Annotated in this window: 12 protein-coding genes; 9 read left to right on the top strand and 3 right to left on the bottom strand. The window is 44.0% G+C overall.

Annotated elements, in window-relative coordinates:
• The first annotated feature begins 269 nt into the window (after positions 1-269).
• The 5 genes from SSED_RS10740 to SSED_RS10760 all read left to right on the top strand — a co-directional run bounded on the left by SSED_RS10740 (position 270) and on the right by SSED_RS10760 (position 3,835).
• Complete coding sequence (locus SSED_RS10740; RefSeq protein WP_012142404.1) at positions 270-869, top strand: protein disulfide-isomerase; 600 nt, start codon at positions 270-272, stop codon at positions 867-869.
• A 326-nt stretch (positions 870-1,195) separates the two neighbouring features.
• Complete coding sequence (locus tag SSED_RS10745; protein WP_012142405.1) at positions 1,196-1,420, top strand: hypothetical protein; 225 nt, start codon at positions 1,196-1,198, stop codon at positions 1,418-1,420.
• A gap of 106 nt (positions 1,421-1,526) precedes the next feature.
• Positions 1,527-2,447 (top strand): cation transporter, encoded by a 921-nt coding sequence (locus SSED_RS10750; RefSeq protein WP_223295973.1) that lies wholly within the window; start codon positions 1,527-1,529, stop codon positions 2,445-2,447.
• A gap of 69 nt (positions 2,448-2,516) precedes the next feature.
• Complete coding sequence (locus tag SSED_RS10755) at positions 2,517-2,984, top strand: OsmC family protein (protein WP_012142407.1); 468 nt, start codon at positions 2,517-2,519, stop codon at positions 2,982-2,984.
• A complete protein-coding gene (locus SSED_RS10760) occupies positions 2,984-3,835 on the top strand; it encodes an alpha/beta hydrolase (protein ID WP_012142408.1) in 852 nt (283 codons plus the stop codon). Before SSED_RS10755 ends, SSED_RS10760 begins: the two co-directional genes overlap by 1 nt.
• 108 nt (positions 3,836-3,943) lie before the next feature.
• Here the strand turns inward: SSED_RS10760 and SSED_RS10765 are convergent, their stop codons facing one another.
• Positions 3,944-5,317 carry an SLC13 family permease gene (locus tag SSED_RS10765; RefSeq protein WP_012142409.1) on the bottom strand — a complete coding sequence of 458 codons (1,374 nt, stop codon included), beginning with the start codon at positions 5,315-5,317 and terminating at the stop codon, positions 3,944-3,946.
• A gap of 746 nt (positions 5,318-6,063) precedes the next feature.
• Between SSED_RS10765 and psrA the strand changes: the two genes are divergently transcribed.
• Together psrA and SSED_RS10775 are read left to right on the top strand one after the other, a co-directional pair.
• Positions 6,064-6,699 (top strand): TetR family transcriptional repressor PsrA, encoded by a 636-nt coding sequence (gene psrA, locus SSED_RS10770; RefSeq protein WP_012142410.1) that lies wholly within the window; start codon positions 6,064-6,066, stop codon positions 6,697-6,699.
• Positions 6,700-6,722: 23 nt separating this feature from the next.
• Entirely contained in the window at positions 6,723-8,999 is a 2,277-nt protein-coding gene (locus tag SSED_RS10775; RefSeq protein ID WP_012142411.1) for an acyl-CoA dehydrogenase, read from the top strand.
• A gap of 333 nt (positions 9,000-9,332) precedes the next feature.
• Here SSED_RS10775 and pyk read toward each other — a convergent pair whose 3' ends face one another.
• Together pyk and SSED_RS10785 are read right to left on the bottom strand one after the other, a co-directional pair.
• Positions 9,333-10,772: a pyruvate kinase gene (gene pyk, locus SSED_RS10780; RefSeq protein ID WP_012142412.1), complete on the bottom strand. Its 1,440-nt coding sequence runs from the start codon at positions 10,770-10,772 to the stop codon at positions 9,333-9,335.
• Positions 10,773-10,956: 184 nt separating this feature from the next.
• Complete coding sequence (locus tag SSED_RS10785) at positions 10,957-11,811, bottom strand: MurR/RpiR family transcriptional regulator (protein WP_012142413.1); 855 nt, start codon at positions 11,809-11,811, stop codon at positions 10,957-10,959.
• A gap of 309 nt (positions 11,812-12,120) precedes the next feature.
• Here SSED_RS10785 and zwf point away from each other — a divergent pair, with 309 nt between their 5' ends.
• Both zwf and pgl read left to right on the top strand, forming a co-directional pair.
• Positions 12,121-13,593 carry a glucose-6-phosphate dehydrogenase gene (gene zwf / locus SSED_RS10790; RefSeq protein ID WP_012142414.1) on the top strand — a complete coding sequence of 491 codons (1,473 nt, stop codon included), beginning with the start codon at positions 12,121-12,123 and terminating at the stop codon, positions 13,591-13,593.
• A gap of 12 nt (positions 13,594-13,605) precedes the next feature.
• The gene (gene pgl, locus SSED_RS10795) at positions 13,606-14,304 is read left to right on the top strand and encodes a 6-phosphogluconolactonase (protein WP_012142415.1); all 699 of its coding nucleotides are present in this window, start codon (positions 13,606-13,608) and stop codon (positions 14,302-14,304) included.
• The last annotated feature ends 1 nt before the right edge of the window (position 14,305 follow it).

Genomic DNA, 14,305 nt, shown 5'->3' on the forward strand with positions numbered 1-14,305 from the left:
TGAGGGCAAGACTCGAGGCTGATGCCCTGATCTCTTTGAGTTTTTATCCCCTGTAATATTGAGTGTAGTGCCCAACGCGATAGCCAGCAAATGAGGAGAATCCCTTTAAAAAATAGGAAACGCTCACTAAGAAGAAAAAATGTCGTTGATTGATCTGTCCTTGTCTGAAAACAGGTTCAAATGATGGTATTAAAGACAATTGATAATTGTATATTGGGCGTAAACTATTTAGGATCACTTCAGTATTTTTCCGATAAAGAATCAAGCTAATGACTTCAGATCTATATTTTATCTACGACTCCCATTGTCCTTGGAGTTACGCGGCCACACCTGTGGTTAATGCACTCAGTGAAGCTTACCCTGAAATGAATATTCACACGCTTCATTGTGCCCATTTCAACGGCAGTGACAGTGCGGGTCAGGAGCAAGTGGACGCAGTGTTGAAATTGAGTGCGGTTAAGTTTGGCAGAGAACATATTCGCTATGTAAATAGCCCCAAGAATGCCATTAAAACTGCCAATTTAATGGCTTGGATGCAAAATAAGCAACCTGACAAAATGTTACCCGTACTCAATGCATTACAAAAAGCACATTTTATCGAAGGTAACCCTCTGGATTGTAAGCATGATTTCACTAATATTCTTGAACAGTTTAAATTGTCACCATCGAATAAAGTCTTCAGAGATGAGTTAAGCAGTGACGCAGAATATATTCTTGAAGATATCGGTGAGATCCAAGAGATGATTGGAACTGTGGCATTTCCAGTGCTCTTGTTGTCAACCGAAGACAAAGGCGTCTTCATCGATCACTCCTTGTATTTAGGCAAACCTCAAGCAGTTGTTGAAGCGGTAAAACAAGAGCTAAGCTAGGAGATGTACTTTACAGACTAAGATGTAGTGGTACTCCTTGGTTAAGAGTAAAGGGGTCAGCGCAGGTTGCACCGACCTTTTTATTTCAATTTTTAATTCGGATTAGATGGCTTTCCCCACAAAGTATGTAGCCTTGGAATGAGGGCTGATTATATTTCTTGGCTGTGAAGCTATGATACTGCGCCTAATCATTCTCGTTAAACACCTTTCTCGCTCTCTTAACGCTGCCTTAGATTGATCTCTGGATTATACTAGTGATAAGTTACTCATATTAATGAAGTAACTCTCCTATGAATCCACATTATAGTCACTACACAAGGATTACCATGGATAACGATGAAATTACAAAATCTCAAGAGATCCTGCTTAAAATAACAAAAATTGTTGAAACTGAGTGCCCTCAGGATGCATGTGCATTATTAGAGGAGGGGTTTGTTTTACTGGGGGTAAATTCTAGCGTGTTTGAAGACAGTGAAAATCGCTTTGTTTATTCTCTTGGTTTTCCCAAACCAATTGCGGAGCTGAGTGACTGGGCCCGTTCAAACTTTTAATAAGCGATATAACGAGCCATTGAACCGAGAAGTGAATTCTTAATCCGGTATCTAATAAACCATCTGATTAACCGTTGAAATTAATCGGCATATATATGTGTAGGGAATGATGAAAGATAAAATTGGATCTATTGAGCGCCAATCGATTTCTATCGGTATTGTGGCTAACTTGGTGATGGCATTGAGTGGGTGGGCTACCTTTTATCTTTCTGGCTCTCAGGCTTTACTGCTCGACGGTAACATGTCATTTATTCTGTTTTTATCTTCGATAGTGGCGCTGAAAATATCGAAAATTAAGACTATTCGCTCGGAGAAATTCCCCTTTGGTTTGTACGTGACCGAAGCGCTGTATTCACTGATGAAAGGCTTGTTGCTGCTCGGCGTTATCATCTCGGCTATCACCTCTAACGCCAGTAAGATCTTCCAATACCTGGAAGGAGAGCCGATTAACATGATAAAAACCGGACCAATCGTTTACTATGCCATAGCCATGGTATCGATCTGTTGGGGATTATCGGCATTTTATCGAATGCAAAACAGACGTATCAAGATGGGCAGCTCAATGCTTAAGGTTGACCAGAAGGCCTCATTTATCGACGGCATGCTTTCCGCTTCCACCGGTACGATCTTGGTGGTGATTGGTTATGTTCAACCCGGTACTCAACTCGATTTTCTGCTCTATATTGGCGATGCCTTGTTAGTGATACTGCTCGCTATTGCGATGCTTGGTCAGCCGTTCGGCATCATTAAAGACGCATTCATTGAATTGGCGGGTGGCAAGTTACAGGATGAAGTACAACATCAAGTTATCGAAGATACGGTAAACCGCCAACTCGAGCTGCGAGGAATAACCTCAGAGGCGCTGAATATAGGTAAGACGGGGAGCAGTTACCTGGTGATTATCAGCCTGTCTTTTAGTAAGTTGGCAGGGCATAACAGCAGTGCCATCATGGGGTTTAAGGAATCACTGACAGCAGAGCTTGCAGGTGAACTCACCTTTGTCGATGTCGAATTGGTGCTGATTTAACGGCCCCAAAGCTTGTTGGTATTGTGTCACCGTAAATAACAATAAGAACTTATAGAGTTAGGAGCAAGGATGTCTGAATATACAGCCGTAATTCGATGGACCCGTGGTGAAGATGAGAGCTTTAGTGATAACCAATATAGTCGAGGGCATACATGGGAATTTGACGGAGGCGTTACAGTCCCGGCGTCATCCTCTCCCCATGTTGTTCCACTACCTTATTCTGTCGAGGCGAACGTTGACCCTGAGGAAGCGTTTATCGCTGCCTTGTCCAGCTGTCATATGCTGGTGTTTCTCTCTATTGCTTCCAAGCGTAAGTACATCATAGAGAGCTATGTTGATAATGCCATCGGTCTAATGGAAAAGGATGTCGATGGGAAAACATCCGTTACCAAAGTAAAGTTACGGCCTCACATCTTGTTTTCGGGTGAACGCAAGCCAACGATGGAGCAGTTGGAAAAAATGCATCACATGTCACACGAGAATTGCTTCATAGCGAATTCGGTAAAGACAGAGGTTTCAACTGAAATTATTGTCTGATGATCTGTTATTTACCAAAGGAAGTTGCATTGAAACTAATCACATTTGTTTTTGTTTTTCTATGTAGTACGCCGTTATTGGCCGATACCGTCTTTGAGATCCCAAGAAGTACAGTTGTTGAATTACAAGAGACTAAGACTGAAAGAGTTTATCCGCTGTTTATCAAGTTACCACGATCCTATTATTCAGAAGTTAAGCGAAAGTATCCGGTTATCTATTTAACCGATGCCTGGTACAGTTTTCAAATCGTTTCCGGAGCGACTCGTTTTCCGATGAATAGTGGTGTAATGGAAGAGGCCATTATTGTCGGAATTTCATACGCTAAAGGTTCAAGGGGATCTGCGAGTCGAATACGAGATTACACACCGATAAAAGCCGATAGCTGGAAACTTGAAACGGGTAATGCCGATGGGCATATATCGTTCTTTAAAAATACAGTTTTCCCTCACATTGAGAGTCATTATAGAGCAAGCTCAACACAGAGGACATTTGTCGGTAACTCTCTGGGTGGTTTGCTTGGAACCTATATTCTATTTACACAACCTGATATGTTTTCAAGTTACATTATTGGCAGCCCCTCGCTCTGGTATAACGATAGTTACCTATTGTCAGAGTCAGTAAAAACGCCCGCTAGCCCAGTTCGGTTATATTTGTCTGTAGGCAGTCTGGAGAGGCCTGAATACGGTCAAAACCAAGACTTGGTTGCCGGGGCCAACGCCTTGGCAGATAAGCTTAAAGATCATAAGTATCCAAATCTTGACCTGAAATTTTCAGTTATCGAAGGTGCCAGGCATGCTACTGCTTTTCCTACTACTGTGATTCAAGGATTGGATTGGTTATACGGCAAATGATGAACAGCTTATATGGAGCTATGGCTAGGCACTTGATTAGATCTCGACCAGAGTTTAACTAAGCGCCGAAAGGAGGCATGTTTAATTCTCCCTTAGTTAATAAAAGCGTTACTGCCAAAATAACCAGACAAAGGTGGATAGGGTCACGATACAGATAAGATTAAGAATAACCCCCACTCTCATCATCTCTCGCTGTTTGATATGACCTGAGCCAAATACTATCGCGTTCGGCGGCGTGGCGACCGGTAGCATAAAGGCACATGAGGCACTGATACCTATCAGTGCCGACAGGATCACAGGTGATACCCCCAGCACTTCCGCTATTGAGGCAAATATAGGGACTAATAGTGCCGTACTTGCGGTGTTGCTGGCAAATTCTGTCAGGAAAACGACAAAGGTCACTACCATTAAAAGGATCACAAACAGATCAGCCTGCTGCAGGTATTCACTTAAGCTTTGGGCCAGAAATACACTGGTGCCGGTCTCTTTTAGTACATTACTGAGGCAGATCCCTCCACCAAATAGCAGTAATACTCCCCAGTCTGTCGTGTTATCTATGTCTTGCCATTTTACGACTCTGGCAAGGCTCAGCATGATGATAGCAAAGAGGGCGACCAGACTATCAAATCTGCTATAGCCACCAAGGTAGGCATTGAGTGGCTTACTGAATATCCACAAAGTTACGGTTATGCCGAAGATGATAAAAGTGATAATTTTTGCACTGCTCCATTTGACCTGTTCACGGGGAATGTTGAAGGTGTGACGAAGATTTGGCTTTAACATCAGGTAAAGCAGGCTGACTGCGATAGGGAGCAGAATCAAAGTTATCGGTAAGCCCAGCATCATCCACTCGGTGAAACTCAGTCCAACCTCGGCAGCGGCGATTGCATTGGGTGGACTGCCAACGATAGTGGCAATTCCACCGATACTGGCACAATAAGCGATTCCCAGCAGTACAAAAACATAGGTGTTATGATCACTCTTGTCATCGACTTTAGCGAGAATACCCAGCACTAATGGCAACATCATAGCCGTTGTCGCCGTGTTACTGATCCACATAGAGAGAATGGCTGTCACTGCGAATAGCATCATGACTGCAATATTCATCTGTCCGTTTGCGAGTTGCAGCACTTTGTCGGCTATGACTTTATCTAATCGCTGTCGGTGCAGGGCGGCTGCAAGAGCAAAGCCGCCAAGAAACAGGAATATGATGGGGTTGGCGAAGTTGCTAAGGGCCTGAGGAGTGTCTAGGACACCGAGTCCCGCAGCAAGCAGAGGAACGAATATGGCGGTGATCGATACGTGAATGGCCTCAGTCAGCCATAATATGGCAATAAAGGTGAGCAGGCTGAGACCTATCACTATATCGTCTTGAAATGGCAGTGTATTTAACATGACCAAAAACAGGAGTGCATCGACAAGAAAGATCAAACTCTTGCGGTGTAACAACCAATCTTTTATGGCGAGAGAGAGACTATTCATATGCTTTCCTTAGCACCGGTCTTTTCTTTGGCTAATGACCTACGTGAGAGAAGCTCATAGGGTCGTCTGTATAGATTTTACGGATAGTACTATTATTGCACAGTTGAGCGTTTTTACTGGTAATTTAATAGACATAAAACAGTTGGTTAAAATAAATAATTAACGAGGGCAGAGATTCGGTAGGCGTTGATTGTTATATCCGTTTACGCTCTGTCGTCTATCAGTCATTTACCTCATGGCAAAGCCAATAATACCAATCGGTATAAGAAAGTGGTCAACTCAGAGTTATTTTTGGCTGCATAATTCAAGGCGAAGGAGTGAGGGAATGGTGATCCCTTTTGAACTCATTCAACACGGAAGTAGGCAGCCAAAAACACTCCTGAAAGGCGAGTTTTAGCACTTGTGATACGGCGTTAACGAGCTTAAACGTAGAATAACTATGTTCCTCACTCGTTGCCTTGCCTCACAAACGCTAAACTATCGCTGAGTGACCACACCTTTATACCGATTGGTATAGGTCCACTGCTTGACTCAGAAATGGTTAAAAATGTTAATCTCATATGGAAAGGTTCTATCTGGGCGAACATGTGTAAACTTCTGTGAGTTTCAAACGATAGTCGCATTAATACCTGACTTTCTATGAAATAGTACACATAGAGTGCAATTGATAGCTAATTTCATTTGACAAAAAGTGAACCAATGTTTAATTTAAACGGGTGTTTAAAATAGAGTGATAAGGTCACGGAATGGCAAATAGATCCGATACTAAAACAAGAATACTGGATGCTGCAGAAAAGTTATTTGCAGAAAGAGGCTTTTCTGAAACCTCATTACGTCTGATTACCAGTAAAGCCGAGGTCAATTTGGCTTCAGTTAATTACCATTTTGGTTCAAAAAAAGAGTTGATACGTGCCGTATTGGCCCGGTATCTCGATGTCTTTATGCCGGTTGCTTCGGCCGAAATCGTCAGACTGCAGGCATCGGATAAAAATGCCTCACTCAATGATATCTTTTCTATCTTAGTTGAGCCTCTTCTGGATCTGAATAAAGTAAGAGCCGAAGGTACAAGCACCTTCTTGCAGCTTTTGGGCCGTGGCTACATTGAGAGTCAGGGCCATCTGCGCTGGTTTATCACGACTCATTATGGCGAACATTTAGATCAGTTCGTGAAAGCGGTTGCCGCAAGCGCACCCCATATTCCCCCCGCTGAGATGTTTTGGCGTTTACACTTTACCTTAGGTACGGTCGTATTCACTATGGCTTCGGCAGATGCTCTGATTGAGATAGCCGGAGCCGATTTTGGTGAGCAAAACAATATAGAAACGGTTATTCGTAAAGTGATCCCATACCTCTCTGCCGGTGTGTCAGTTCCTGTTAATTAAGGCGCAAAACAAAAGGTAATACTATGACTCTACTCATACTTGCACTACTCGTAATCATTGTGCTTTTTGGTGTCAAAAACATCAGGATGCAGTTTATCACTCGTCCGATTTTTTCATTTTTTAAGAAGTTACTTCCGCCTTTGTCCGATACAGAAAAAGAGGCGATGGAAGCCGGCGATGTTTGGTGGGAAGGTGAACTTTTCAGGGGTAAGCCTAACTGGGAAACACTACATAGCTACGGTAAGCCTAAGCTGACCAATGAGGAACAAGATTTTATCGACAATCAGGTCATGACGGCACTGACCATGATTGATGATTTCGATATTGTTCACAACCGTAAAGACCTGCCACCAGAGCTTTGGGAATACTTTAAGAAAGAAGGCTTCTTTGCTCTTATCATCCCAAAGCAATATGGAGGTAAGGCATTCTCGGCTTATGCTAACTCAACTATTGTTGCTAAATTAGCCAGCCGAAGTGTAAGTGCGGCCGTGACGGTAATGGTGCCTAATTCTTTAGGACCGGGCGAACTTCTTACCCATTATGGTACACAAGAGCAGCGCGAAAATTGGTTACCTAAACTCGCCTCTGGTGAAGCGGTGCCTTGCTTTGCATTAACGGGTCCCGAAGCGGGCTCTGATGCTGGCGCGATTCCGGATGAAGGCATCGTCTGTCGACAGGAGTTTGAAGGTGAAGAGGTATTAGGATTAAAACTTAACTGGGATAAGCGTTACATTACGCTGGCGCCGGTTGCTACAGTATTGGGGCTCGCCTTTCAAATGCGCGATCCCGACGGCCTACTGGGTGATAAAGAAGCCCTTGGTATCACATGTGCCCTGATCCCAACGGATCATCCGGGTGTGAAAGTGGGTCAGCGACATAACCCACTGGGCATGGCATTTATGAATGGCACCACATACGGAGAAGATGTCTTTATCCCGCTGGATTGGATCATCGGTGGTCCACAATACGCGGGCAGAGGTTGGAGAATGCTGGTTGAGTGTCTCTCTGCCGGCCGAGGGATCTCATTGCCTGCACTGGCAACGGCTTGCGGTCACACAGCCACTAAGACCACTACCGCCTACAGCTATGTACGTCATCAATTTGGTTTATCAATTGGTCAGTTTGAAGGTGTTCAAGAGGCATTGGCCAGAATCGTTGCCAATACTTATCAGCTTGAAGCGGCAAGGCGTCTGACGACTACAGGTATTGACCTGAAGGTGAAGCCATCGGTTGTCACTGCGATCGCAAAGTATCATATGACAGAGATGAGCCGTGATGTGCTTAATGATGCGATGGATATTCAGTCAGGCAAAGGGATCCAACTTGGACCGAAAAACTATTTAGGTCATCCTTATATGGCCAACCCTATTTCGATTACGGTCGAAGGGGCAAATATTTTGACCCGCAGTTTGATGATCTTTGGCCAGGGCGCGACACGTTGTCACCCTTATGTACTTGCTGAGATGGAAACTGCCGCCATGGAAGATTCCAGCGCGGCATTGGAAAGGTTTGATTCTCTACTGTTAGGCCATATTGGCTACGGTGCCCGAAATGCGTTTAGTTCGCTATTTTGCGCATTAACCGGCAGCCGATTCAATCAATCGCCGGTTAGCGGTGAAACACAGCAATATTATAAGGATATGACCAGGCTTTCGTCGGGTCTGGCCTTCATCACAGATCTTTCTATGTTGATCATGGGCGGTGACCTTAAGCGCAAAGAGATGTTGTCAGCAAGATTGGGTGATGTGCTCAGCGAATTATACTTAGGTTCTGCGACCTTAAAGCTGTTCGAAGATAATGGCCGTCAGCAAGATGATCTCCCTGCCGTACGATTTGTGATGGCAACCCGATTACAGAAAGCGGCAAAAGCCTTGGATGGTGCGTTGCGTAACTTCCCGAATCGCCCTGTTGCTTGGGTAATGAGAGCCTTGATTTTCCCTATAGGTAATCATTTTAATGGTCCTACGGATAAAATGACGACAGATTTAGCTAAGGGAATGTTGCAACCTGGACCTGCCAGAGACAGGCTTACATTCCTTTGTCCCGAGTTTGACGGTGATAAAGGTGGTATTGCCGAGGTTGAAGATGCATTTCTTGCTCAATTTGAATGCCGCAACACTTATAAGAAGATCAAAAAAGCTCAGCGTGCGGGAACCTTACCTAAGAAAATGAGCAACATGGCACTCTTTGAGATGGCTCTTGAGGTATCAATCATCAATAAAGGTGAGTTTGAAGCTATTATGAACGCAGACAAATTACGTTTAATCGCGATTCATGTTGATGAGTTTGAAACGCTGTAACAGTTAAGCTAAAACAATAATGTTATAGCACACAGACTAGATTGAGAAAGGTACCCGTTGGGTACCTTTTTTTTATCTGTATTTAATACCGAACGGTATAACTGGAACTGACTGAAATAGGTCAAGAGATGGTATCGACACCTACTAAAAAAGCAGATTCATATGCCAGTTTGTTAATAGTGGCTGAAATGTAAGGATTATGCTTGAGCTTGAGCAAGGGGCTGGCTAACGGTGATGGTTCTGTGTCGGGATAAAAGCGTAATTGATGCCTGGGTTAAGCAGGCAAAAAAAAAGGTACGCCTGAGCGTACCTTTCTTAGAATGAATATCGAAATTAAGCGACGATTAATACTTTACAAGTATTTGTTCCGCCGATAGTTTCCATAGTGTCACCCTTAGTCATCAAGACCATATCACCACTCTTCAGGTAACCCGCTTGAGATAGTGATTCTAATGCTTTTGAGGCAAGCTCTTCAGCACCGAACTGCGTAGAATCAAAATGTACAGGCTGAACACCACGGTAAAGCGCCATTTTAGCCAGAGTCACGTCATGACGAGACAAAGCAAAGATAGGCAGTGCTGAACTGATGCGTGACATTAACTGTGGTGTAGCACCAGATTCAGTCAAGGCAACAATCGCTTTAACACTTTTCAAGTGGTTAGCTGCATACATAGTTGAAAGTGCAATTGTCTCTTCAGCAGTAACAAAACTTTCATCTAGTCTGTGCTTAGATACTTGTACACTAGGATGCTCTTCAGCACCAAGACAAACACCTGACATGGCCTGTACAGTTTCTTCAGGGAAGTCACCGGCAGCGGTTTCGGCTGAAAGCATTACAGCGTCAGTACCATCGAGTACTGCGTTTGCAACGTCCATAACTTCTGCACGAGTAGGCATCGGGCTTGTTATCATAGACTCCATCATCTGCGTTGCAGTGATGACACTCTTGTTGAGTTGACGTGAGCGACTGATCAGTTTCTTCTGAACAGCAACTAACGCTGGGTCGCCGATTTCAACACCTAAGTCACCACGGGCAACCATGACAACATCAGAAGCACGGATCACATCATCCATTGCTTCGTCAGTCGCAACGGCTTCTGCTCTTTCTACTTTAGCAACGATTAGTGCATTGCTTCCCGCTTGTTGAGCAAGCTCACGTGCATAGTCAAGATCTGCACCACTGCGAGGGAAAGAGACGGCTAAGTAGTCGACCTGAATTTCAGCGGCAGTGACGATGTCACGCTTATCTTTTTCAGTCAATGCAGCAGCCGATAAGCCACCACCTTGCTTGTTGATGCCCTTGTTGTTAGACAGAGGTCCGGCAACAGTAACTGTAGTGTGGACTTTATTACCGTCTACACTTTCAACTCTTAGTTGTACGCGACCGTCATCCAGCATAAGGATATCACCGATGCTTACATCATTCGGTAACTCTTTATAGTCAATACCAACCTGGTTCTCATCGCCTTCACCTTTCTGAAGATCAGCATCTAAGATAAAGCTTCGACCTAGGTCTAGCTGAACTTTTTTGTTGTCTTTGAAAGTAGAAACACGAATTTTAGGACCCTGTAGATCACCTAAGATAGCAACATGAACACCAAGTTCTTTTGCTATATTGCGTGTATCGGTAGCACGCTTAAGGTGGTCTTCAGGAGAGCCGTGTGAGAAGTTTAGACGAACAACGTTAGCGCCGGCCTTGATAATGCGGCGTAGGTTGTCATCGCGATCGGTAGCTGGACCCAAAGTTGTTACGATTTTGGTTCTGCGGAACATGAGATACTCCGTTAAGTTTAAAAAAATTCTGACACTATATTAACAGACAATACCTACTTTTGTAGGAAAATTACAAACAAAATGATCTAGCGCAAGTTCTAATTTTTGTGAAGTGCCACTAAATATTAGTCTAAATTTGGCAGTACGGTGAATGTTGTACTGCCAGAATGGAGTAGAAAGTCAATTACAGTATGGGATCTTTATCAATTCTAGATTCCTTCAATACCTCTTTAACTCGCTTCAGACTCTCTCTAAAGCGTGGTCCTCGTCGCAAGGTGAATCCGGTAGCTAACACATCGATAACCACTAATTGTGCCAGACGGGACGCCATAGGGAGGTACATGTCGGTATCTTCTGGTACTTCCATGGTGACGGGCAGGGTACATTCGCTAGATAGAGGCGAGTTTCTTGCCGTGAGACCAATGACTGCAGCACCATTCTCGCGAGCAATACGGGCGATATCTATCATAGACTTAGTTCGGCCTGTATGGGAGATCAGTACGATAACGTCACCCTCACCACTATTGATGCAGCTCATACGCTGCATTAAAACGTCATCGAAACAGATAACAGGTACATTGAAGCGGAAAAATTTATTTTGCGCATCATGGGCCACAGAAGCCGAGGCTCCAAGGCCGAAGAAAGAGATCTTCTTAGCTTGAGTCAATATATCAACGGCTTTATTTATCGCGGCGGTATCCATACTCTGACGAGCAGTATCGAGCGAAGCCATTGAAGATTCGAAGATTTTTGTCGTATAGGAATCAGGACTGTCATCTTCTTCTACATGTCGGCTGACATACGGCGTGCCATTAGCTAAGCTTTGAGCTCGATGAAGTTTAAAGTCAGGAAAGCCTTTAGTATCTAATCGTCGGCAGAAGCGATTGACGGTAGGTTCACTGACATCTGCCATCTTTGCCAAAGTGGCGATACTAGAGTGGATCGCCGTTTGGGGGGAGGCTAGAATAACCTCAGCAACTTTGCGCTCTGATTTACTAAAATGTGCAAGGCTTTTTTGAACCTTTTCAAGGGTATTCATATGCGTACGTCCACTCGAAAGTAATGTAATTATATTTATTCTTTTCCGTCATTTTAGAGAGTATCTAAAATTGAGAAACCCGGCCTTTATGGAGAATTATAATTCAGGCACTGGTAAAACTTTCTACTATATATAGTAATTTAATCACGAAAAGCATATCAGATTTTGTGTGTGAATGCCTAGGGTACTAAGTCCCGCTTTTTTGCAAAATTTAGATGCAATTAACAAATTCTGTTGTTATATTACAACAAACATGTGAAATATTCATCGAATCGATGTGGCACTGTGACAAAAGGAGATTTAGGAGCTATGGGCATAACAACACCAGAAGCCAAAGCTTGTGATTTTGTATTGTTTGGTACTAAAGGGGACTTGGCTCGCCGTAAGTTACTTCCCTCATTATACCAACTCGACAAAGCTGGTCTTTTAAACGAAGAGACAAAAGTGCTCGGCGTTGCAAAAGATGCATTCACCCAAGAAGAGTATCAAGAGTTAGTCGTAAAAGCTTTGCGGGGGTTTGTAAAAGAGGAGTTGTGTGAACTGACACTCGAACGCTTCTTAGCACGTTGTCATTATGTTGGTACTAATTTCACTGAGTCTGAAGGTTACAAGACTTTTCATGACATTTTAGAACCCAGTAAACGTGTCATGGTGAGTTACTTTGCCACTCCTCCAGCCATCTTCGGTGATATTTGTCGCTGCCTCCACGAACAAAATCTTATCTATCCTGATTCACGTGTTGTTCTTGAAAAACCAATCGGCTCCGATCTCGAATCTTCTAAAGTGATTAATGACCAAGTCTCAGCTTACTATAAAGAGAGTCAGGTATACCGTATCGACCACTATTTAGGTAAAGAGACTGTACAGAATCTTATTGCGCTTCGCTTTGCCAATTCACTGTTTGCTTCTAAATGGGATAATCGCACCATCGATCATGTACAGATCACGGTGGCCGAAGAGGTGGGTATCGAGGGCCGTTGGGGTTACTTCGATAAAGCGGGTCAAATGCGTGACATGATCCAAAACCACCTGCTACAAGTACTCACTTTAGTCGCAATGGATCCACCAGTTAACCTGGATGCCGATAGTATTCGTGACGAGAAAGTAAAAGTGCTTAAGTCACTGCGTCCAATCAATTCAGATAATATTTACGAAAATACCGTTAGAGGCCAATACTCCTCAGGTTTCCTACAGGGCTCTCCGGTTCCTGGTTACCTCGAAGAAGAGGGGGCCAATACCCAGTCTAATGCGGAAACATTTGTCGCCTTGCGTGTCGACATCGATAACTGGCGTTGGTCTGGCGTACCTTTTTACCTTCGAAGTGGTAAACGCATGCCGACTAAGAGTTCTGAGATTGTGGTTTACTTCAAAAACCCACCTCATAACCTTTACCGCTCAAACTATCGTAACTTGCCGCCGAATAAACTCACCATTCGTCTTCAACCACATGAAGGTGTTGAAATTCAGATGATGAACAAGGTGCCGGGTCTGGAGCAGAAACAACGTCTGCAAACAACCAAACTCGATTTAAGTTTCTCCGATACCTTCAAGAGCGAACGTATTGCCGATGCCTATGAGCGTCTGTTACTCGAAGCCATGTTAGGAAATCAAGCCTTGTTTGTTCGTCGTGATGAAGTTGAACATTCATGGAGATGGGTCGACGGTATTATTGAAGCTTGGGAAGATAGCAACGAGAAGCCAAAGGCTTACCCTGCCGGAAGTTGGGGACCAGTGGCATCAGTTGCATTGATAGCCAAAGACGGCCGTTCGTGGGACGAGTAGAGGAACATGACTATGATTAAAGAAAGTGTGTTCAAATCTTTTGATGATAAATCATCACTGGAAATCCAGCTTGCAGAGCGAATTGCTAAGCAACTACAGGAAGCCGTTGATACCCGCGGCAAGGCGAGTCTGATTGTCTCCGGCGGTTCGACACCGCTTAAGCTGTTTCAGTTACTGAGTAAGAAAAGCATCGATTGGTCTGAAGTCTATATCACCCTTGCCGATGAGCGTTGGGTTGATAATGACGCAGATGCTTCAAATGAAAAGTTAGTCAGGGAGCACCTGTTACAAAACAGAGCTTCCAATGCCAAGTTTCGTGGCTTAAAAAATATGTTTTCCTCTCCAGAAGAGGGATGCCTCATGGCTAGCGAACAGTTGGCCCATTTCCCACGTCCATTCGACGTAGTGATTCTGGGTATGGGCAACGACGGACACACATGTTCTTGGTTCCCTTGCTCTGAAGAGATAGATACAGCCTTAAATACAGAAGATGTGTGTGTGGCGGTCAATCCTGTCAGTGCTCCGAACCCTCGATTGTCGTTATCGAAAACCGCGATATTAGCCAGTCGTCAAATTTATTTACACATTGTAGGTGAGCAGAAACTCTCTGTTTATCGTCAAGCGCTTGAAAATGAAGATGCTAACAGCATGCCGATCAGAGCCGTCTTAGCTCAGCATAAGACACCGGTCGACGTTTACTGGAGCGCTTAAG

Source organism: Shewanella sediminis HAW-EB3 (assembly GCF_000018025.1).
Taxonomy (GTDB): domain Bacteria; phylum Pseudomonadota; class Gammaproteobacteria; order Enterobacterales; family Shewanellaceae; genus Shewanella; species Shewanella sediminis.